The following is a 17,202-nucleotide window of genomic DNA, read 5'->3' as shown; positions in this document are numbered from 1 at the left end:
ATTAATTTCTCATGGCTCGCTATTTTTTACGAGCTCTTAATCAGTGGTGTATACGTCTGCCACTGACTTGCAATCAGGAATTGTTCCCGATCCTTGCCAACGATCCAGTTTGGGCGCCGCCTGGGAAGAAAAAGCCCCTGGAGCGCACACCCAGGGGCTTGAGGCGCCGCCTAGACTTGGCGCGCACCTCCTTACTTGGTGTATCGGCAGCCCCTCGCCTAACTTTTGGCCGTTTCGATCAGGAATTGCCCGCGGTCTTTGCCGTTGATCCAGTTCGGTGGCTTGTCATGGCCGGCCTGGCAGGAGAATTGCTCGAGCTAGATCCCGAGCGCTTGCTGCAAGGCGGGTGGCACGGCCAGGCGCTGCTGGCACTCTGGGTTGAGCCACAGCACTTCGGTTTTGACCGCTGTGCCACGGCCAGCAGAGATGCGGGCGCCGGTGGTGTGGGCCTGCCAGTCGGCCAGTTCGCGCTCGTACAGTTCCGATGGGTAGGCGCTGAGCACGACCATGCCGCGCAGGCCTCGCAGTACGCCCAGCAGCTCCAGGTGCTGCTCGTCCGTCATCTCGTGCCGGTAGCAGCCCTGGGTCACGTTGCGCAGTGAGCGCGTGCCGAAGACATAGGGCGGGTCCACGAAGTGCAGCGTGTCTGCGGTGTCGTGCTGTTGCATGACCTCGATCGCGGGCCTGTTCTCGATCAGCACGCCCTGCAGGCGCTCGATGATGGGCGGCAGCTGGCCGGGGTAGCGGCTCCAGAGGTGCTGTGCCGTGCCGTAGGGCCTGGCAGTGTCAATGCGGAAGCCCGTCACTCCCTTTGTGGCGCCGGCAGAGCCGAAGCCCATGCATGCGCCCGCACGGCGGTGCGCCTGGCGCGCTCCACGGGCTCATCGCAGTCTTGATAAGACAGGTCGAACTCGGCCCGCGCGTATGGCGTGAGGTGCAGCAACTGGATGAGTCGCTCGGACTGGCCAGGGTCGCGCAGCACGCGGAAGAAGTTGGCGATGTCGTCGTCCAGGTCGTTGTAGACCTCAGCATAGGCACGCGGCTTCTGGAGCAGGACACCGGCTGCGCCACCAAAGGGCTCGACGTAGCAGCGGCGCACGGGGAAATGCTGGAGCATCCACGGTGCCAGCCGGAACTTGGCGCCGTGATAGCGCAATGCGGGGGATGTGACTTGTGGCATGGGCGCAAAAAAGCCCGAGAGGCGACTGCCAGACGGGCTATGGGAGGTTAGGATTCGCCGCTCATGAAAGGAGAGGGCGATGATTGAGACTCATGCGATTATTTCTGCGCTGCCAAATCCAGGGCCGGACGAGTTTTGTTTTCTCTGGATAAATTGGTGGGCGACTTGTATGACAAAAAGTGAATGGTCAGGCTGGTGGCAGGCAGTTGGATCAATTCTCGCTTTGATTGTCGCTATTGGCTTGGCTATGTGGAGCAGGTTTGAGGATCGGAAAGCACAGACTCGTGCTATAGAAGAACAGCTTCGGCAGTATGAACAAAAAAAGCGTGAGGCACGGGCAACTGGCGAGCGATTCTTGATTCTTACAGGTGCCTCAATTAAGGCTCTCCAGCTAGCGTTTGACTCTTCTGGAGATAAGTCGGATGTTTTGCTTAGGGGTGCAGTTGTTACGGAAGCCCTGGCAATCGCTCGTGCGGTTGATTTTAATTTGTTGGATTCACAGTCGGAATCAACAATTCTTGCTGCAATCTCTGTTTGCTCGCAAGTTGAGGTTTTAATAAACGAGGAGCGAGCATCTCAAGCAAAACCTCCTTTCCAAATTCTTAAGAGATTTATGCCTCATTATTCGGAGCGTTTAAGGGAAATAACTTCTGCGTGGGATGAGCGGCGGTATTTGCGCGCGCCACTAGCTGGCGCGGCAGATTCAGCAGGGAGCGAAGCTCATAAGAGGTAATTAGTTCGGTCCTGGCCATTGATCCAGTTCGGCGGCTTGCCCCGGCCGGTCCAGATGGCGCCAGTGGCGGGGTCGCGGTACTTCGGGGCGCCCACGCTACCCTTGGCCTTCTTGCCCGGGGCCGGGAAGATGTCGGCAGCCGTCAGGCCGTATTCGCCGATCAGCGCGCGTGCCTGGGCAATGCCCTCGGCTTTGCGCGCAGCCTGAGCAGCTGCGATCTGGGCTTCGAGCTCGGCCTTGCGGGCCAGCAGGGTCTTGTATTCGGACATCGGGTTTCCTTTCGTGGCGCCGCGCGGGCGCCGTAGGTTGGTTCAGTGGATGGTTCAGGCCGGTTCGCCGGTCACGGCTGCCGCGAAAGCGTCTTCGGGCGTCTGGTTCACAGGGTGGTTCGGGTCGGTGGGCAGCTCTTCTTCGCCATCCACCTCCAGCTCCTGCTGGTCCTCGTTGTCCGGCTGGCTGGCGGGCGTGTCCGGCTTGCCGGCGCGGTAGCCCTTCTTGGCCTGCAGCAGCTCGGCCGGGGCCAGCAGCTTGATGTAGACCTCTTCCTCGGAGGCCAGGCCAGACAGCTCGCCGTAGAGCACGTTGTCGTTGAGCTCATCGCCGTTGAACTCGACCGTGCCCCGGATCGTGACGCTGCCGCCTTCGTGGATGTCGTACTCCAACCCCTTGAGCACGGCGTCCACGAAGTCCACGTGGGCATCGCTGAGGCCGTAGTCCCAGATGAAGCGGTAGCCACGCCATTTCTGCTTGTGTGCGAAGGTGTACTTCGTGGGGAGCAGCGGGTGCCGCAGGTTCGGCAGCGGGATCAGCACGCCGGGCAGCGCCTCCTGGCCGGCCGTGGCCGCCTTGTTGCAGTAGTGGTGCTCGCGCAGGCCGGGCTCCAGAAGGTCCAGCAGCGTGTTCTCGCCCGTGAGCGTGAAGGAGATGTCTATGGCGCGCACTTTCTCTTCGCCGTGCAGCTCGCGCCGCGGGTTGGCGTTGGTGATGGTGACGGCCGTGGATTCGGCAAGTTCAAATGCCATGGGGATGGTCCTCGGTGGTGGTGGTGGTGGAAAAAGGGTCAGGCTGCCTTTGCCGCCTTCAGGTCCTGGACAGCGAAATACACAGCGATGCGGGCGGCGACGTCAGCACCAGCGGTGTGTGCGCCCTCGAAGTCGCGGCCGAAGAAGTGGTGGTAGGTCTCGGCCAGTTTCGGTGTCTTGAACTTGCCTATGCCGGCGGCGCGCATCTTTTCGGTGGGCGGCAGCTTGCAGAGCGGCGTGGTCAGCAGCGCCGTGCATGTGCTGGGGCCGGCCTTCCAGATGTTGGATTGGGGCAGGGCAGGGGCCGGCTCGCGCGCATCGATGTGACGCTTGATGGCGATGCGCAGGATGCGGGCATCGAAGCTCTCGTTGTGGGCCACGCGCATGCGACCGCCCCACATCGACAGCAGCATGTTCACGGCCACACCCTCGGGCACGCCCAGGTCCAGCGCCTTCTCGGTGGTGATGCCGTGGATCTTGGCCACGTCGTCCGGGATGGTCCAGCCGTCCGGCTTGACGATGACATCAATGCTGGAGAGCTCCGTACGGGTGTCGAGGTCCACCAGGCTGGCGGCCAGCTGCACCAGGTGGGGCTGGTCCGGGTGTTCGCTGGACTCCTTGAAGAGCGGCAGGCCGGTGGTTTCCGTGTCGAAGAAGAGGGCGGGGTTCATGTCCAGTCTTTCCCGGCCAGGCGGCCGATGTAGAAAAAACAATGCCCGCGAGAAGCGGGCACCGGGGCGGCGGGCAGAGCCCGGGATCAGGCGGGTGCGGTGAGCGCGTGGGCGAACTTCTCGAAGCCCAGGGCCAGCTTCAGGGCCATGCGCTTGGCGTCGGAGACCAGCACCAGGACGGCGCCGCGCTCCTTTCGGTACGGAAGGCCCAGGTCGTCCAGCGTCTCGGCGGACACCTTGACCGACAGGTTTTCGGCCTTCAGCTGCGCGTTGAGCTGGCCCAGGGTGATCGTGGCGCCGGCCTCTTCGGCTGCGGGCGCTGCTGCAGCGCTGCTGGCCTGGGCTGTGCTGATGGCCTGCTGCGTGTCGAGCGCTGCCACTCCGCTGTCGTGCACGTGCGAGGCCGCGGCGCTCAGGTCATCCAGCAGCGGCGCGGACAGCGCGCCAGCCTCGCGGCCTTCGGCGATGCCGGCCTGTGCCTGGGCGTTGGCCTGGGCCAGCTTCTCGCGGGCCTCTGCGTCTGCGCGCTGCTGCTCCTCTTGGTGGATGCGTGCACGCTCGGCCTCCAGGCGCTTGGCTTCGGCCTGCCGGTGCTGCCCGATGCGCAGCGCGGCCAGGGCCTGGAAGTCCTCGGGCGCCTTGCCGCCCACGGCAGCGAAGTCCGCGAACAGCGCGATCGAGTCGCCGTCGTCCTGGCGCAGGTGCTGGCGGTTCGCTTCCAGCCTGCCGGCCAGCGCGTTGGCGTCGGCCTTGGCGTTGGTCAGCACTACCGCGATGGCGTCGCGCATGTTGTCCAGCGACTTCTTGCCCCGGATGGCCTCGGCGAAGCCGCCGGCAACGCGCGGAATCCAGTTGGCGCCCAGGCGCTGCTGGTTCAAGGCCGCGATGTGCTGGTCCAGGTTCGCCTGGGCACTGGCCACGATCTCGGCCTTGCGGCTTTCCTTCTCGGCCTTGAGCAGCTTCTCGGACAAGAGGCGGTTGTCACGGATTAGGGCATGCAGCAGGTCCTTGCGCTGTTTTCGGGAGTACACAGGTGCGACTTGGGCAAGCATCTGGCTTTCGGATGCATCCAGGGCTTCCTCAGCGGCCTTCATCTGTCTGATCTGTGCCTCGAGATCGGCGAAATCCTGATCAGTCTCGGGCTTGCGGATGAGCTTGGTTTCCAGAAAGGCACGGGCTGCCATTTCGAACTCGTCGAAGTTGTCGGTGACGGCGATGAGCCAGTGACCTGCACCACGACAGCGGGCAGCGCCGCGACAGGACTGGCCGCCACGGGAGCGGCGCCGCATTCCGCTGGTGCATAGGCTTCCACCTCCAGGGCCAGTTGCTCCCAGCCGGCAAGGACCTGGGCACGCAGTTCAGGGTTGGGCGTGTACCAGCAGTGCAACTGCTCCAGCAGGGTGCCGTCGGGCGCCCACTTCGTGGCCATGAACAGGATGCGATCGCAACCGGCCACAGCTGCCTGCTGCTCCATCTGTACCTGGTACTGCAGCGGCAGGTCGGCGCCCGTACAGCCCTCGCCCATGGTCGCGCGCAGGCGGTCGTTCAGGCTCTTGTGCTCGAACGCGGTGTCGCTCATGAATGTGAGGTCGTCGAAGCTGGCAGAGAGCTTGCCCTCGGTGCCCACGCACGGCGAAAGTTCTTCGCCGATGATCTCTTCGGCCAGCGGCCGGGCCAGGGCTTCGAAGCGGTGGCCGTCGGCGAAGCGGCGCTCGGTGGCGGCGTCTGCCTCGGGCGCGATGCCCGTGGTCAGCTCGCGCACCAGCTCGCTGCGCGTCTTGTAGCTGCTGCAGCCCATCATGGCCGGCGCGTCGCTGGCATTCCAGTGCTGGGCCCGGTGCTGGTGCCAGGCGGGCGAGCCCTGCGTGAGGTTCACGATCTGCATGTCATCCCTCCAGTTCGGCCACGCGGGCCTCGAAGATTTCGGTGAGGCGCTGGCGTTCACCCAGGTCTTCCACGGCGTCCAGCAGGGAGCCGTGCTTGTAGAGCGTGTCCAGGTCGGCGGCGCCGCGCAGGTCCTGTTCCAGTTTGGCCGCGTCCACCACCAGCACGCCGTCGGCGTCGGTGGCCGGGCCGGCCGCAGCACCTGCAGGCGCCGCGCTGGCGCCCTGGCGTTTGGCTACCTCGTCGCGCAGTTGCTTCTCCTGCTCGGCCGTGACCTTGCCCTTGCTGCCCAGCCAGACCAGCACGTCGGCGATGGGCTTGCCGCCGCTGACGATGCCGTCCACCCACTTGGCCAGGCCTGCGGCCCAGCGGTCGGCTGGCCATTCGGGCTGCACGACTTCCGCATCGCCCATGTGGCGCTCGCCCTGCGGCGGCGCAGCGTTGGCCATGTCCTGCAACTCCTCGGCCACAGGCATACCGCGCAGCACGTCCGGGAAGACGTCGCGCAGGGCAAAGGCACGGGCGCGCATCTGGCGCATGCGCTTGGGGTACTGCGACCACGGGCCCTGCTTTCCGGCCAAGCCGGCTTTGATTGCGTCATCCATGCTGAAGCTGCGGACCTGCTCGACGCCACCCTTGCGCTTCACGCGACAGTAGGCTGTCTTGCCGTCGTCGTCCTCGTTGACGTACTCGCAGACCGGGCTGGCCAGCACCAGGGCGATGACGGCATCGCCCCAGAGCGCAGGCCGGCCGTTGATCACGGCGAGGTTCTGCAGCGACTGCAGCGGCTTCAGCCCCAGCTCCGCGCCCCACTGCATGGCGATCAGGCAGTTGCCTGGCTTGCCCTTGAAATCCTTGGGCACCATGTCGCTCTCGGCGAGGTAGTTGGAGAAGGTGAGGGCCTGCTCGAAGTTCTGCGGGCTCAGGTCGAATTGGGAGGCGGCGCGCAGCTGGCCGCCGCTGGCCTGGGTGACAAGGCTGTTCATGAATACCTCTGTGGTGGAAATGAAAACGGCACTCAGAAGGCGCCGGAAGTGAGGGCGGCCAGGCCGGCGCACATGGCGCTCAGGCCCAGCCAGAGGAACAGGTGGAGAAGGGCGTTCATGCTTCAGCGTCCTCCTGCGGCAGCATCTCGTTTACGCGCTTCAGCCAGAACTGGCCGCCGGCCGGCAGGCAGCGGTCCAGCTTTTGGCAAGCTTCGCGCACCATTTGGGCCAGCTCGTCGCGCTGCTCCTGCAACTGTTGGTAGGTCAGGGTCTGGCTCATGGCCGCTCCTTCAAACATTGAACTTGGGTGTCGCTGAGCCACTGCGCATGCATACCCGGGCAGAGCCAGGCTCCAGCGGCAGCGCGCTTCAGGTCGGCGGGGCTAGCGCTGTCCTGTGCTGCGTCCGCTGCGCTGCAGCCGGAAATGGTCAGCACAAGGGCAATCAGCCCCAGGACAAGGCCCAGAAGCAGCGAAGCCCGCTTGATGGCGGGCTTCTTGCGGCGGGGCAACTGCTGGAGCTGTATCGGAGGGCGGGCATCAGGCAGCATTGATGCCCTCCGGATAGCGGTTGGCGATGTGGGCCATGACGGCGGTTCGCAGCTGCAGGGCCGGCTGGCTGACCATCAGCGCGCCGAGTGCCGTGATGCTGTCATGGTCACCGTCGGCGATGGCCTCGGCCAGCATCTCGTCGAACGACATGGGCAAGCCGAACGGTCCGGGCATGCGCTCGTGGAACCAGTCCACCGGCGTCATGAACGCCGCGGCGCGCTGCAGCTTCTGCATGGCGCGGGCCCTGTCTTCATCAGCCGCAGCGGCGCGGCGGTCCATCTCGTTCTCCCAGCGCTCCGCATCCGCGCAGGGGTTGGCGGTCATCAGCATGGCTGAATCTCCTGTGGTGGTGGTTGCGGCCGCTGCGGGCCGGGGAATGAAAAAGGCCCGCGAGCTGAATAGCTGCGGGCCTTTGGTGGAAAGTGCCGATGCCTGAAAGGCGTGCCTGGGAATTAGAGAGGGAGGGAGGAGGAAACCCAGGCTCGGCGTGAAACTGTTGAACTCAGTATGGCCCGGACATGATCAGAAAAACATGTACGGGAGGTAAAAGATCGTTGGCATCAGTTGCAGAGTTGACGCTCGCAAGGGATGCCATCGTTGTCCCCATCCATCTTCGTGTTGGGGCAGTTGCGCAAGAAGAATTTGGCCTCCTCGCAGGAGGTCATCTGCGAGCAGTGCGTGCGCCCGTCGCAGGTGTATTTGGGCGCGCTGGAGGTGCTGCTGCCCACGTCGATGCTGCGAGGCCGTGGCTCCGTCAGCAGCAGGGTGGGCGATAGGCCGCCAGTCTTGGCCTGATATGCCGTGTACGCTTTCCAGGCCGCCACCGCGAGCAGCACGTAAACAATGAGCCTCAGCATTGAATGCCCCTCTCTTGTTGTGATTGATATGGCGGGCATCGTATCGCAGTCGGAAATGAAGATGGCCTGCCGTATTCGCCCCGGCTTTCCCTCAACAACGGTTTGGCGGACTCTCACCGCTTGCGGGTGGGCAACTACCCGTCACGATTGGCCATCACAGATAGGGGCCGGTGCTGATCTCCGGCTTGGCGGCGTTACAAGGTACGGTTGCGACCCGTTTGTCCTATCCGCCCGAGGTTCCTTCTGTCGCATCAGCCTGCGCATTCCCTATCTGTGATGGCCCTCGTCTTTCCGAGGCGTCAGGCTGCCGGTTACGGTTCCGGCATCACTTTCGCGCGCGGCCGCACGCTACTTGGATCGTCAGGGGTTGAGTTCCGAAAGCCTCGCCAGGGCTGTCGGTGCGGTATCAATGGGCCGCTGTCAATCCGCTCAATCGGGATTGCAGGTCACAGCGCCAAGCGCCGCTCCAGGTCCTGCAGGGCTGCGCAGGATTCGCGCAGTTGGTCGGACAGGTCTTCGATGTGGCCGACCAGCGGCGCAGGCGCGGCGGGCACGGGGTTCGTCTGGCTTCCCTGCCCGATGGGGGCAGTCGGCATGAGCACCGGCTCCAGCCGTGCGCGCAGGCGCTGGATGGTGGCCTGCAGGTCACGCACATTGACCGAGACGAGGCTGATGGCGGAATCGACAGGACTGATGGGGATGGCCTCTGCAGTAACGCCGGTTTGCATGCTGTCCGAGGCCTGGGCGGCTTGGCCGTGGCGAATGCCGCTGTTGAAATGGTCACGTTGGTTCACGGTGGTCTCTCCTGTGGTGGTGGCCGCTGCGGGCCGGGAATGAAAAGGCCCGAGAGTGCGGGCAGGCAATAAAAAACCCGCAAGGCGTTTGCCGTGCGGGTTGTGGTGGTTCACAAGTTGCGTGGTGTCATGCGACTTGTGATCTATGGCGCGTCATGAGCTACACCCTGCAGGTTTCGACAGGTGTAAAAAAATCATGACGAGAGAACACTTTCACTTCCCAATTATTATTTCGCATGCTGCCCTTGCTCAGCTCGTTGCCCATCTTCGCGAGCATTTGGCACAACTGGCGCAATTCAGCAGTTGTGCCATCAGAGACGACGCGGATGTTTGGCAGATCACCCGGCCTACGGGCTTGATCGATGCTGCAAATGCCTACTTTGCCGTCTTTGACAACGGTACAGATGTTCCGCGCAACATCGAACGGCTCCCGGTACTCCTCCTGCCGAGGTCTGACGATATGGTTTTCGATAGGCTTGGGCGTCGGCGGTGCGGGTGCGACGATGGTCGGCCTGGGCGCTGGAGTGCGACGTTCGCTTTGCGGCGGCGTGATGTCTTTGCCATCCAGCGTCTCCGCTTTCAAGGCATCCGCCGGACATTTGCTAGCTGTCTGAAGCGTGATGACTTTCTGATTTGGCATGGTGCATCTCACCTGAGCTGATACAGGGCCAGTTGCAGCGAATGCCAAGGCAATAGCGGCCAGTGTCTGCTGGCTTTTGAGCATTTTCTCTCCCTTCTTGGATTGGGGAGTTGTAACACATGAGCAAAACGCGGCGGCCCTGTACAAGCCTCTTTTGTTTGCCCCGATGACGCTCGGGGCGGCGGTCACAGTTGCTGTTTCGCCTTGCGCCTCACCTCGGGATCGGTGTCGAGGCGCTGGGGCTTGCCGATGGCTTGCTGCTGCCGCTCTTTTGGGAACAGCGCGTCGAACGCATCCAAGACTGCCGCCTTGTAGTTCGCGCGCTGGGGCTGCTTGCGCTTGTCCTGGAGCTTGGTGACTTTCATGCGGCCACCAGCATCTTGGTGAACATGCCGCGCCCGTGGTTCTTGCCGCCGCACCGGCATTCGCAAGTGCCGTTGTGTTTGCCGTTCAGGCACTTGGCGTTGCACTCATGCAGAGAAGGCCGGGCCTTGTATTCGATGCGGCGCGTGACCGGCATCAGGGCGCCGGCCTGCAGCGCGTGCGCGACCGGCTGGCCGATTGGAACAAGAACAACCCCGAGCAGCCCATCGTGGTCAAGGTCCCCGACGTGATGAAGCGCGTGCGCGAGATGAACAAGGATCGCACCGACCGGATCGCAGACACATCGCCAAAGGCCCTGCGTCAGCAAATGCGGGAGATGGCTGCGGAAGTCGGCTGAACTTCTGCTAAATGAAATGCCAAGTGCTACCGACCTCAAATAGATTGATGAGTGCAGTTGGCAGGCCTAAACACTCAATGGCGCTTTGGGTAATTTAGTGGGAAGGAAATTCGAGCCTGCGTGTCAGAGTGCGGGATGGAATTTCCTTGGTGCTGCAAATTTATTGCTGAATAAAAATATTCCATTCTCGGAATCTTGCGCCCATGTGACCAGTAGCAGGCCTGTTGGCTACAATTTCTCCGCCCAATACGGCGAAGTTCAGTCGATAATTTGCTGGTAGCCGTGAAAAATACGGAAGTGCGGGAAGATTTTTTTGTGCTCTAATTACATTGGTAGACTGGATTGTCTGATTCGCAGCATCAACCATTGTCAGAAGGTTGTTTTTATAGATGCATAAACCAAACCAATCTTCTGTATTCCATGTGGTGCTGCGTCCATTGCTGGATCCTGGTGATGTGGTGAAATAGTTTTGATTTCCGTAACTCGCTGCAACCCAGAACCATTGAGTTTCTTCATCTAAACCACTTTGCTGCACCAGATTGCTTGGCGTGCTGTCGTAGTACAGGCCACCTGGACTGAGGACTAGCCCTGTAGAGATATCGGTAAGATTGAAGTTGAAACCTCCTTGATTGTGTGATCCACCACCGTGCCACGAAGTTGGCACCGCTGCAAAGAATGCGTTGCAAAGGCTTGGATTATCACCGTAGGTTGCGCTCCAGGGCCGAATATCATTGGTGAAGTTTATTTGGAAATTTGATGTATACAGTGCCAATGGTCGGTTGTTTATGGGGGCTGAATCAGAGTTTATAAAGAAAGAAAACTTATTTTCATAGGTTTGAACAAAAGAAGCCCCATACCAGTTGGGGTCTGTGGATCTTTCGTAGGTGGATTTTAGATTCGCAGGGACAACTAGCCCGGTGAAATTTTCATTTCCGCTTGTCGGCGTGTAGTTAAAATTCCCCAGAGAAAAGTTAAGGCTTGTAAGTGTATTTACTTGGTTGGATCCAACAGTGTTAATAATTGGCGGCAGGGTCTGTGGTGTGGAATACAGCCAGACGTTCGATGCGTATATGGATGATGAAAGTGCCAATGATGTAATTGCGATGATGGTTTTCATAGTATCTCCGGTTTGGTTGTTGAAGTCTGTTTGCTAAAAAAGGTAGATGTGTTTTGCAAAATTCTCTTTTGTCAGCAAAGAACATGATAGTTGGAGAGTTAGATGGTTAACAACACCAGAGAACCTATTGATTTGGCCGTTGAAGTCCTGTATTTGCTATTGTCTTGATCGCGGCGGGCGGGGCTTCTCTAAGTAGTGGTCATTTGGTTGATAGTGGGTATGCACCTCACAACTTGGTAGCCGTAGTACACAGCTATCCCGTTGCAATGAATTCGGCATGAATTGGTAGCGTTGTCTCCGGCTAGGGTTCGGTTAAATCGCATTCGGGCTAGACACTTTTGGCATGCCAGCAATCCGCTCCTTCCGAGGCCTGAACAACGTCACCGATCCGCTGCGGCTCGGCCTGTCCTGGTTCACCCGTGCCGACAACGTCGATGTGACGGAGTCGGGCGGGGTGCAGGTTCGTGTCGGCCGCACGCTGGCGATGGCATGCACGCCAACGGGCCTGTATTCCACCCGCGATTTCAGCCGGTTGTATGTGGTCGACGGCGGCGAGCTGCGCCAAGTCCTGGACGACATGACCGTGCGCCCCCTGGCGCGGGGCCTGGGCCGCGATGCGTGGTGGGCTGAGATCAACGACCAGGTGCTGTATGTGGCCGGCGACGCGGCGGGCATCATCACCGCCGAGGGCGAGGCGCTGCCCTGGCGCCTGCCCGTGCCGGCCGAGCCGCGCGTGGTGCTGGGCGAGGGCGGCCAGTTGCCGGCAGGCCAGTACCGCGTCTGCGCCACCTTCCTGCTGCCAGACGGCCGCGAGACCCCGGCCAGTACGGCGGCCGAGGTCGTGGTGGAGCAGGGCGCTGCGCTGCAGATCAGCGGCATCGAGCAGCTGCCCGGCTGCGTAGCGCGGGTCTACGTGGCGCCGGCCGACAGCACCGCATTTCAGCTTGCCTTTGGCGATGCCGGCCCGGCCGCGGTCTGGGCACAGCCGCCCGAGGCCCTGGGCCAGGAACTGCTGACGGATGGCCTGGACCCGCTGCCGGTGGGTGTGGACGTGATCGCCGAATGGCGCGGCCGAATCTTCGCCGCCCAGTACCTGCCTGAGGATGACAAGACGGTCGTGTGGCGCAGCGGGCCGCTGGCGCCGCACCTCTGGAATCTCTCCGAAGGCTTCTTCATGGTGCCTGGCCGCGTGCACGCCCTGGCGCCCAACGATGCCGGTCTGGTCGTGGCCACCGACCGCGCCATGCATGCCTACACGCCCGAGGGCCTGGCCCTGCTGGCCAGCTACGGCACGGTGCCGGGCCTTCCCTGGGCGCTGGACGGAAAGCGGACTCTCATCTGGTCCCAGCGCGGTCTGTGCCAGTTCCCTGAATTCACCAACCTGACCGCCTCGCGCGTGAGCGTGGCGCCCGGCCTGCAAGCCGGCGCGGCCGTGCTCGAGCTCGACGGCCAGGTCCGATTCCTTGCCTGCCTGCATGCGGGCGGCATCCCCTTCAACCAACGACGCGAGGTATCGCCATGACTTTCAAACTCTCCACCGGCGTGCGCAATGCACAGGCCGGCACTCTCGGCTTGGCCGGCGTGCTCAATGGCGGCTGCATCCTGGTCTACAGCGGGCCCCAGCCCATCACCGCGGATGCCGCGCCCACGGGCGTGCTGCTGGGTCGCGCCACGCTCAATGGCGATCCCTGGGTCGCAGGCTCGCCCACGAATGGTCTGGTGTTGGATGCACCAGTCAACGGCGGGGTGCTCAAGCCTGCCGCCGCCATCTGGAAGTTCATCGGCTTGGCCGCGGGCACCATCGGCTGGTTTCGGTTCGTGGGCAATGCGGCCGATGACGGCTCGCTGTCGACGCTGCTGCCGCGTCTGGACGGTGCTGCAGCGGTGGGCTCGGGCGAGGGCAAGTTCTCGACGCTCACGGTGGTCGTTGGCCAGCCCATCACGATCGATTCGTTCTCGTACATGATTCCGGCGCAGTAAGGCGAGGGTGGGCAGGCCATGGGAACGGAGCGCGAACACCTGCTACTGGGCGGCGCCGAAGAGGCCAAGCTGCTGCCCTTCGCGCGGGGGCGCGTGCGCACCCTGCGGGCAGCAGGGTTTCGCCACATCACGCAGCGCTACAAGCTGCTGGATATGCTGGTGCGCGTGACCCTCGCCGGGGACGACGCCTGGATCGAGATCCAGGGCGGGCGCTGGGACTATCTGGTCTGGCCCACGAGCCTGGACCATGGTTTGGGCGTACACCAGAAGGATGGCCAGGAGATCTCGCCCTTGTGCGCCATGACCCTGAATGCCTCCGACAAGGGGCTGCGCCGCAAAGAGAACGTGGATCTGCTGGCGGGGCCGCACGACTGGATCAGCGACGACCACAAGGAGGTGCTGACCTATGACCATGGCAACGGCTTCCGGTATGCGATCACTGGAGCCCAGCATGCAGGCATGCGGAACCAAGGCAGAGATCTTCCGCAACGGCGCGCGTATCAAGGTGCCCCGTGGGGTGAGCGGCTGCGCGATCTTCAAGGCCTCGCTGCCCCGGGGCGGCACGGCGAAGTACCTGGTCCACGCTGCCTACGAGGACTACACCGGCTGCACGGCCCGCATGCAGCTGCAGCGCGAGATCGATGACCCGGAGGTGCTGCTGGAGCTGAGCACGGCCAACGGCGGGATCGAGTTGGACGGCGCTTGGCTGCGCCTGCTGATGACGGCAGAGCAGACCGCAGCCTTTGTGTACGGACCCATTGCGCCCGGCTGGACTTCCTGCATCGGCCAGATCGAGGTTACGTGCCCCAGCGGTGACGTGGAGCGGCAGTACGAGCTGTACTTCGCCCTGTACCCGGAGGGCACCCGGTGACCACCGTCGTCTCGTCCGAACCCTCGGCCGCCGTCATCGAGCGGCAGACCTCGGTCGTGGTGACGCGCGAGGGTGGAAAGACCTATGTGGTTCGGCAGCCAGCGCTGGGCGCTGTCGTCGTGACGCGGGGCATTCCAGGCCCCGAGGGCAAGCGTGGTCCGCCAGGCCCAGCCGGCAACGCCATCACCGAGGTGTTCGGCGTGCAGGCATCCACAGGCGCTGCAAATGCGGGCGACATCGTCTCCTTGGACGACTCCGGGCGCCTGGATATGAGCATGATGCCCGTGGGGATGGGGGCCGACACGGCTGTCATTGCCGCCAGCGAGGCCCTCGCAGCAGGCGACTTCGTGAATGTCTGGAACAGCACCGGCGCGAAGGTCCGAAAAGCCGATGGCTCGGTGTCCGGCAAGGAGGCTCATGGCTTCGTGCTGGCCGCCGTGACCAGCGGCGCGAATGCCACCGTGTACTTCGAGGGCACCAACACCCAGGTGTCTGGCCAGACGGCAGGCCCCGTCTTCCTGCAGACCACGGCCGGCACAGCAGGCGCCACGGCCCCCAGCGCCGCCGGCAACGTGGTGCAGCGCCTGGGCATTGCGATCAGGCCCACAGCCATCAACTTCGAATCCGGCGTCCCTGTGGTGCTGGCGTAAGCCATGGCCGAGCGGCGCCCCCTTGTCATGATCGGCGGCTCTCTGAGAGAGCTGCCAGATGGAGACTCGATAGCTATGACCAGAGTCTGGCAATCAGGCATGACCGTCGCTCAGGGCGAGCGGGTTGGACTGGGAGGAATACCGGCGCATTGCCGCGACAGGCAGCGGCACAACAGACCCTGCGGACGATCTCACGAATTACATCGCGATGACGTACACGCGAGTCACCGCGCTTGGCCTGTCAATAACCATTTCTAATAATGGAAACGCTGGTCCGCAGTTCTTCGCAAACGGCGCGTTGAAGGATCTACCCGGTGCAATTGCGGTTGGTGCGCGTGTTGAGATTTTCAGCGCGTCTGGACGAGGCGTTCTTGCGTTCCTTGGCTTCATGAAGACAACCACAGGAGCTGGGCGGTTCGAAGTGGTTGTTGATGGACGGCGTGTTTTTGACTCGACAATTCAATCCGCTGCTGCTGATGTCAATGTATTTGTCGGTGCTCCAGGAGCGGTTGCTGTATCCACAACCACATTCCCGGCATACACCGCAATTCCCAGTGATGCCGGCCTGCCATTCAGGCGCTCGGTAAGCATAATTTACACACCAGCCGGCACGGCGACGGTGGCCAACACGACGCTGGCATACATCCTGAAGTCTGAACAATGATCTACGAGCAAGAAATCGGAGGTGTCATCGTTCGCCACGGGCCGCTGCTGGAACCTTCCCACGATGACGCGACTCACGAAGTGCCCCGCTGGGCTGGCCGTCTGGCGCTCAAGCGTCATGTGCTGGAGCAGGGGGCTCTGGTGCTGCAGGGCCCTGACGACGTCCGACCCACCGACAACCTGCTGGCGCATGTGCTGGAGTGGCGCGACGGGCTCCCGGCCGCCGAGCAGCTCGACCGCGTGGGCGCCGTACTCAACGATGCAAAGGATTGGCTGCGCGATAGCGAGACCGTGGCGGCGGTGGCTGCTGTGCTGGGCCTGACAGCGGAGCAGGTGGACGCGCTGTTCGTCTGGGCGGCGGCGCAGCGCGCCTAGCCCCCGTGTAGGGTTCGCCAGCGCGGCCCGGCCCCGGAATCATCGGGGCCATGAAGAAATACCTTGTATCCCTGCTCGCGCTGATGGGCATCCACCAGCACCTGAGCGCAGAGCAGCGGCAGGACATTGCCGGCGCCATCATGCAGGCCACGCCGGGCGCCGCCGCGACTGGGGTGTTCAAGGTCTGGGGCCTGCCTTTGAGCGACTGGCTCGTCGTGGCGTCCCTGGCCTTCATTGCACTGCAGGCTGGTTATCTGGTCTGGAAGTGGCGCCAGGACTACCAACGGGCCCAGCAGCGGCAGCGCCTCGCGCGGTTGGCCGGCCTGAAGCCGGAGCCCGAAACAGACTGGGGCGCGCCATGAGCACGGCCCGCGCGCCAGCGGCAGGCCTGGGCATTGGCGCGGCCATTCTCGCGGCATGGATTGCCGCAGAAGGATTCAGCGCAGATCCGATCATCCCAGTTCGCGGCGATGTTCCCACCATCGGCCATGGCGCCACGCGCTACGAGGACGGCACGCGCGTGACCCTGGCAGATCCGCCCATCACCAGGGAGCGCGCCCGCGACCTGGCCGCGAACCTGCTGGAGCAGCAGTACGGGGCCTGCGTGCGCGATTCCCTGGGCGACACGCTGGTGCATCCTGTCGAGTTTGCCCAGGCGGTGGACTTCGCCGGCCAGTATGGGTGCGAGGCCTGGCGCGGCTCCTCGATGCTGGCGCGCACGCGGGCCGGCGACTATGCCGGCGCCTGCCATGCCTACCTGGCCTATCGCTTCATGACCAGCGCCCAGCCCCTGCAAGGCTACGCCGCCTACCAGTGGGGCGCGGGCTGGCTGCCCACCCGGTGGCGCTTCGACTGCTCGGCGCCCGGCAACAAGTTTTGCCGTGGCGTCTGGACCCGTCAACGGGCGCGGCACGCCGCGTGCATGGAGGCCCAGCCATGAGCCCGATCTGGATCGCAATGTGGTGGTATTGGTGGAGGGGCGGACGGTGATCCCCGCGCTCTACACCCACCTGGGCGCCGCCGCCGTGGCCGCCATGCTGGCATGGCAGTTCCAGGGCGCACGTCTGAACGCCGAGCTGGCCGAGGCCCGGCTGGAAACCACCACCCAGCAGCTGGCAACCAGCACCGCCCAGCGCGCGGCAGACGCCCGCGTGCGCCAGGCCGAGAAGGTCATGACCACCAAATACCAAGGAGCCCTCAATGCCGCCCGCCGACTTGCCAGCGCTCCCCCCGCTGCCGCCCTTGAGTACGCCACTGCCCTCGGAGTCGTATTTGAAGACTGCCGCGCAGCGTATGGTGACATGGCAGCAAAGGCTGCAGGACACGCAGCTGATGTCCAAACCCTCGGCGCCGCCTGGCCCGTGATCCCGAAGCCCCCGTAGCAGTGAATTGACCCTAATTTGTCTTCTCTAAGAAAACGAGAGAGACTGCGATCACGGCAATTCCCGATAGTTGCAGAAGAAACGGGTTTTTTGCAGCGCTCCAGTGCTTTAGAAAGAATAGAATCG

At 63.0% G+C, this 17,202-nt stretch carries 27 protein-coding genes; 12 read left to right on the top strand and 15 right to left on the bottom strand.

The window, feature by feature from the left end; translation table 11 throughout:
• Positions 1–317: 317 nt before the first annotated feature.
• Complete coding sequence (locus DELCS14_RS31290) at positions 318–839, bottom strand: hypothetical protein (protein ID WP_228676769.1); 522 nt, start codon at positions 837–839, stop codon at positions 318–320.
• On the bottom strand, positions 803–1,180 hold the full coding sequence (locus DELCS14_RS31285) for a DNA adenine methylase (protein WP_228676768.1): 378 nt from the start codon (positions 1,178–1,180) through the stop codon (positions 803–805). Before DELCS14_RS31285 ends, DELCS14_RS31290 begins: the two co-directional genes overlap by 37 nt.
• 79 nt (positions 1,181–1,259) lie before the next feature.
• Between DELCS14_RS31285 and DELCS14_RS30655 the strand changes: the two genes are divergently transcribed.
• Positions 1,260–1,913 carry a hypothetical protein gene (locus DELCS14_RS30655; protein ID WP_013802615.1) on the top strand — a complete coding sequence of 218 codons (654 nt, stop codon included), beginning with the start codon at positions 1,260–1,262 and terminating at the stop codon, positions 1,911–1,913.
• On the opposite strand, the gene DELCS14_RS16170 is transcribed toward DELCS14_RS30655, so the two are convergent.
• The 12 genes from DELCS14_RS16170 to DELCS14_RS16125 form a co-directional block, all read right to left on the bottom strand.
• Positions 1,901–2,182, bottom strand: coding sequence for an H-NS histone family protein (locus DELCS14_RS16170; RefSeq protein ID WP_013802614.1), 282 nt, complete (start codon positions 2,180–2,182; stop codon positions 1,901–1,903). The genes DELCS14_RS30655 and DELCS14_RS16170 overlap by 13 nt on opposite strands.
• 54 nt (positions 2,183–2,236) lie before the next feature.
• Positions 2,237–2,935, bottom strand: a complete 699-nt coding sequence (locus DELCS14_RS16165) for a hypothetical protein (RefSeq protein ID WP_013802613.1) — start codon at positions 2,933–2,935, stop codon at positions 2,237–2,239.
• A gap of 38 nt (positions 2,936–2,973) precedes the next feature.
• A complete protein-coding gene (locus DELCS14_RS16160; RefSeq protein ID WP_013802612.1) occupies positions 2,974–3,606 on the bottom strand; it encodes a 3'-5' exonuclease in 633 nt (210 codons plus the stop codon).
• Positions 3,607–3,692: 86 nt separating this feature from the next.
• On the bottom strand, positions 3,693–4,658 hold the full coding sequence (locus tag DELCS14_RS31280; protein WP_228676767.1) for a hypothetical protein: 966 nt from the start codon (positions 4,656–4,658) through the stop codon (positions 3,693–3,695).
• 38 nt (positions 4,659–4,696) lie between these two features.
• The gene (locus DELCS14_RS31275; protein WP_228676766.1) at positions 4,697–5,491 is read right to left on the bottom strand and encodes a YqaJ viral recombinase family protein; all 795 of its coding nucleotides are present in this window, start codon (positions 5,489–5,491) and stop codon (positions 4,697–4,699) included.
• Between the two features lies 1 nt (position 5,492).
• Positions 5,493–6,476, bottom strand: coding sequence for a recombinase RecT (locus DELCS14_RS16150; protein ID WP_013802611.1), 984 nt, complete (start codon positions 6,474–6,476; stop codon positions 5,493–5,495).
• A gap of 115 nt (positions 6,477–6,591) precedes the next feature.
• Complete coding sequence (locus DELCS14_RS30650; protein ID WP_013802610.1) at positions 6,592–6,756, bottom strand: hypothetical protein; 165 nt, start codon at positions 6,754–6,756, stop codon at positions 6,592–6,594.
• Between the two features lie 258 nt (positions 6,757–7,014).
• A complete protein-coding gene (locus tag DELCS14_RS16140) occupies positions 7,015–7,356 on the bottom strand; it encodes a hypothetical protein (protein WP_013802608.1) in 342 nt (113 codons plus the stop codon).
• A gap of 230 nt (positions 7,357–7,586) precedes the next feature.
• The gene (locus tag DELCS14_RS16135) at positions 7,587–7,883 is read right to left on the bottom strand and encodes an excalibur calcium-binding domain-containing protein (protein WP_013802607.1); all 297 of its coding nucleotides are present in this window, start codon (positions 7,881–7,883) and stop codon (positions 7,587–7,589) included.
• Positions 7,884–8,329: 446 nt separating this feature from the next.
• Positions 8,330–8,677 (bottom strand): hypothetical protein, encoded by a 348-nt coding sequence (locus DELCS14_RS16130; RefSeq protein ID WP_013802606.1) that lies wholly within the window; start codon positions 8,675–8,677, stop codon positions 8,330–8,332.
• Positions 8,678–8,837: 160 nt separating this feature from the next.
• Positions 8,838–9,401: a hypothetical protein gene (locus DELCS14_RS30645; RefSeq protein ID WP_157158284.1), complete on the bottom strand. Its 564-nt coding sequence runs from the start codon at positions 9,399–9,401 to the stop codon at positions 8,838–8,840.
• A gap of 101 nt (positions 9,402–9,502) precedes the next feature.
• A complete protein-coding gene (locus tag DELCS14_RS16125) occupies positions 9,503–9,682 on the bottom strand; it encodes a hypothetical protein (protein ID WP_013802605.1) in 180 nt (59 codons plus the stop codon).
• A gap of 35 nt (positions 9,683–9,717) precedes the next feature.
• Here DELCS14_RS16125 and DELCS14_RS30640 point away from each other — a divergent pair, with 35 nt between their 5' ends.
• Positions 9,718–10,038 carry a hypothetical protein gene (locus DELCS14_RS30640; RefSeq protein ID WP_157158283.1) on the top strand — a complete coding sequence of 107 codons (321 nt, stop codon included), beginning with the start codon at positions 9,718–9,720 and terminating at the stop codon, positions 10,036–10,038.
• 160 nt (positions 10,039–10,198) lie between these two features.
• Here the strand turns inward: DELCS14_RS30640 and DELCS14_RS30635 are convergent, their stop codons facing one another.
• Positions 10,199–11,155, bottom strand: coding sequence for a hypothetical protein (locus tag DELCS14_RS30635; protein WP_013802603.1), 957 nt, complete (start codon positions 11,153–11,155; stop codon positions 10,199–10,201).
• Between the two features lie 343 nt (positions 11,156–11,498).
• Between DELCS14_RS30635 and DELCS14_RS16115 the strand changes: the two genes are divergently transcribed.
• From DELCS14_RS16115 to DELCS14_RS16075, 10 genes are all read left to right on the top strand, one after another.
• Positions 11,499–12,677, top strand: a complete 1,179-nt coding sequence (locus DELCS14_RS16115) for a hypothetical protein (protein WP_013802602.1) — start codon at positions 11,499–11,501, stop codon at positions 12,675–12,677.
• Positions 12,674–13,135, top strand: coding sequence for a hypothetical protein (locus DELCS14_RS29545; RefSeq protein WP_013802601.1), 462 nt, complete (start codon positions 12,674–12,676; stop codon positions 13,133–13,135). The genes DELCS14_RS16115 and DELCS14_RS29545 overlap by 4 nt, the downstream gene beginning before the upstream one ends.
• An 18-nt stretch (positions 13,136–13,153) precedes the next feature.
• On the top strand, positions 13,154–13,780 hold the full coding sequence (locus DELCS14_RS30630; protein WP_157158282.1) for a hypothetical protein: 627 nt from the start codon (positions 13,154–13,156) through the stop codon (positions 13,778–13,780).
• The gene (locus tag DELCS14_RS31020; RefSeq protein WP_172642960.1) at positions 13,755–14,006 is read left to right on the top strand and encodes a hypothetical protein; all 252 of its coding nucleotides are present in this window, start codon (positions 13,755–13,757) and stop codon (positions 14,004–14,006) included. Before DELCS14_RS30630 ends, DELCS14_RS31020 begins: the two co-directional genes overlap by 26 nt.
• Complete coding sequence (locus tag DELCS14_RS16095) at positions 14,003–14,656, top strand: hypothetical protein (RefSeq protein ID WP_013802599.1); 654 nt, start codon at positions 14,003–14,005, stop codon at positions 14,654–14,656. Before DELCS14_RS31020 ends, DELCS14_RS16095 begins: the two co-directional genes overlap by 4 nt.
• 124 nt (positions 14,657–14,780) lie before the next feature.
• On the top strand, positions 14,781–15,320 hold the full coding sequence (locus DELCS14_RS30625) for a hypothetical protein (protein WP_157158281.1): 540 nt from the start codon (positions 14,781–14,783) through the stop codon (positions 15,318–15,320).
• Positions 15,321–15,400: 80 nt separating this feature from the next.
• A complete protein-coding gene (locus DELCS14_RS16090) occupies positions 15,401–15,694 on the top strand; it encodes a hypothetical protein (protein WP_228676765.1) in 294 nt (97 codons plus the stop codon).
• A gap of 50 nt (positions 15,695–15,744) precedes the next feature.
• Positions 15,745–16,056, top strand: a complete 312-nt coding sequence (locus DELCS14_RS16085; RefSeq protein WP_013802597.1) for a hypothetical protein — start codon at positions 15,745–15,747, stop codon at positions 16,054–16,056.
• Positions 16,053–16,634: a lysozyme gene (locus DELCS14_RS16080; protein WP_013802596.1), complete on the top strand. Its 582-nt coding sequence runs from the start codon at positions 16,053–16,055 to the stop codon at positions 16,632–16,634. The genes DELCS14_RS16085 and DELCS14_RS16080 overlap by 4 nt, the downstream gene beginning before the upstream one ends.
• Positions 16,576–17,076 carry a hypothetical protein gene (locus tag DELCS14_RS16075; protein WP_228676764.1) on the top strand — a complete coding sequence of 167 codons (501 nt, stop codon included), beginning with the start codon at positions 16,576–16,578 and terminating at the stop codon, positions 17,074–17,076. Before DELCS14_RS16080 ends, DELCS14_RS16075 begins: the two co-directional genes overlap by 59 nt.
• The last annotated feature ends 126 nt before the right edge of the window (positions 17,077–17,202 follow it).

It is taken from the genome of Delftia sp. Cs1-4 (genome assembly GCF_000214395.1).
Classification (GTDB): domain Bacteria; phylum Pseudomonadota; class Gammaproteobacteria; order Burkholderiales; family Burkholderiaceae_C; genus Comamonas; species Comamonas acidovorans.
The sequence above is the reverse complement of the archived record's forward strand: the minus strand, read 5'-3'. Positions and strand labels throughout refer to the sequence as shown.

Excerpts from the sequence above, each read along its gene's own strand:
- DELCS14_RS31290 (WP_228676769.1), bottom strand. The coding sequence starts at position 839 with ATGGGCTTCGGCTCTGCCGGCGCCACAAAGGGAGTGACGGGCTTCCGC.
- DELCS14_RS31285 (WP_228676768.1), bottom strand. The coding sequence starts at position 1,180 with ATGCCACAAGTCACATCCCCCGCATTGCGCTATCACGGCGCCAAGTTC.
- DELCS14_RS30655 (WP_013802615.1), top strand. The coding sequence starts at position 1,260 with ATGATTGAGACTCATGCGATTATTTCTGCGCTGCCAAATCCAGGGCCG.
- DELCS14_RS16170 (WP_013802614.1), bottom strand. The coding sequence starts at position 2,182 with ATGTCCGAATACAAGACCCTGCTGGCCCGCAAGGCCGAGCTCGAAGCC.
- DELCS14_RS16165 (WP_013802613.1), bottom strand. The coding sequence starts at position 2,935 with ATGGCATTTGAACTTGCCGAATCCACGGCCGTCACCATCACCAACGCC.
- DELCS14_RS16160 (WP_013802612.1), bottom strand. The coding sequence starts at position 3,606 with ATGAACCCCGCCCTCTTCTTCGACACGGAAACCACCGGCCTGCCGCTC.
- DELCS14_RS31280 (WP_228676767.1), bottom strand. The coding sequence starts at position 4,658 with ATGCTTGCCCAAGTCGCACCTGTGTACTCCCGAAAACAGCGCAAGGAC.
- DELCS14_RS31275 (WP_228676766.1), bottom strand. The coding sequence starts at position 5,491 with ATGCAGATCGTGAACCTCACGCAGGGCTCGCCCGCCTGGCACCAGCAC.
- DELCS14_RS16150 (WP_013802611.1), bottom strand. The coding sequence starts at position 6,476 with ATGAACAGCCTTGTCACCCAGGCCAGCGGCGGCCAGCTGCGCGCCGCC.
- DELCS14_RS30650 (WP_013802610.1), bottom strand. The coding sequence starts at position 6,756 with ATGAGCCAGACCCTGACCTACCAACAGTTGCAGGAGCAGCGCGACGAG.
- DELCS14_RS16140 (WP_013802608.1), bottom strand. The coding sequence starts at position 7,356 with ATGCTGATGACCGCCAACCCCTGCGCGGATGCGGAGCGCTGGGAGAAC.
- DELCS14_RS16135 (WP_013802607.1), bottom strand. The coding sequence starts at position 7,883 with ATGCTGAGGCTCATTGTTTACGTGCTGCTCGCGGTGGCGGCCTGGAAA.
- DELCS14_RS30645 (WP_157158284.1), bottom strand. The coding sequence starts at position 9,401 with ATGCTCAAAAGCCAGCAGACACTGGCCGCTATTGCCTTGGCATTCGCT.
- DELCS14_RS16125 (WP_013802605.1), bottom strand. The coding sequence starts at position 9,682 with ATGAAAGTCACCAAGCTCCAGGACAAGCGCAAGCAGCCCCAGCGCGCG.
- DELCS14_RS30635 (WP_013802603.1), bottom strand. The coding sequence starts at position 11,155 with ATGAAAACCATCATCGCAATTACATCATTGGCACTTTCATCATCCATA.
- DELCS14_RS16115 (WP_013802602.1), top strand. The coding sequence starts at position 11,499 with ATGCCAGCAATCCGCTCCTTCCGAGGCCTGAACAACGTCACCGATCCG.
- DELCS14_RS29545 (WP_013802601.1), top strand. The coding sequence starts at position 12,674 with ATGACTTTCAAACTCTCCACCGGCGTGCGCAATGCACAGGCCGGCACT.
- DELCS14_RS30630 (WP_157158282.1), top strand. The coding sequence starts at position 13,154 with ATGGGAACGGAGCGCGAACACCTGCTACTGGGCGGCGCCGAAGAGGCC.
- DELCS14_RS31020 (WP_172642960.1), top strand. The coding sequence starts at position 13,755 with ATGCAGCTGCAGCGCGAGATCGATGACCCGGAGGTGCTGCTGGAGCTG.
- DELCS14_RS16085 (WP_013802597.1), top strand. The coding sequence starts at position 15,745 with ATGAAGAAATACCTTGTATCCCTGCTCGCGCTGATGGGCATCCACCAG.
- DELCS14_RS16080 (WP_013802596.1), top strand. The coding sequence starts at position 16,053 with ATGAGCACGGCCCGCGCGCCAGCGGCAGGCCTGGGCATTGGCGCGGCC.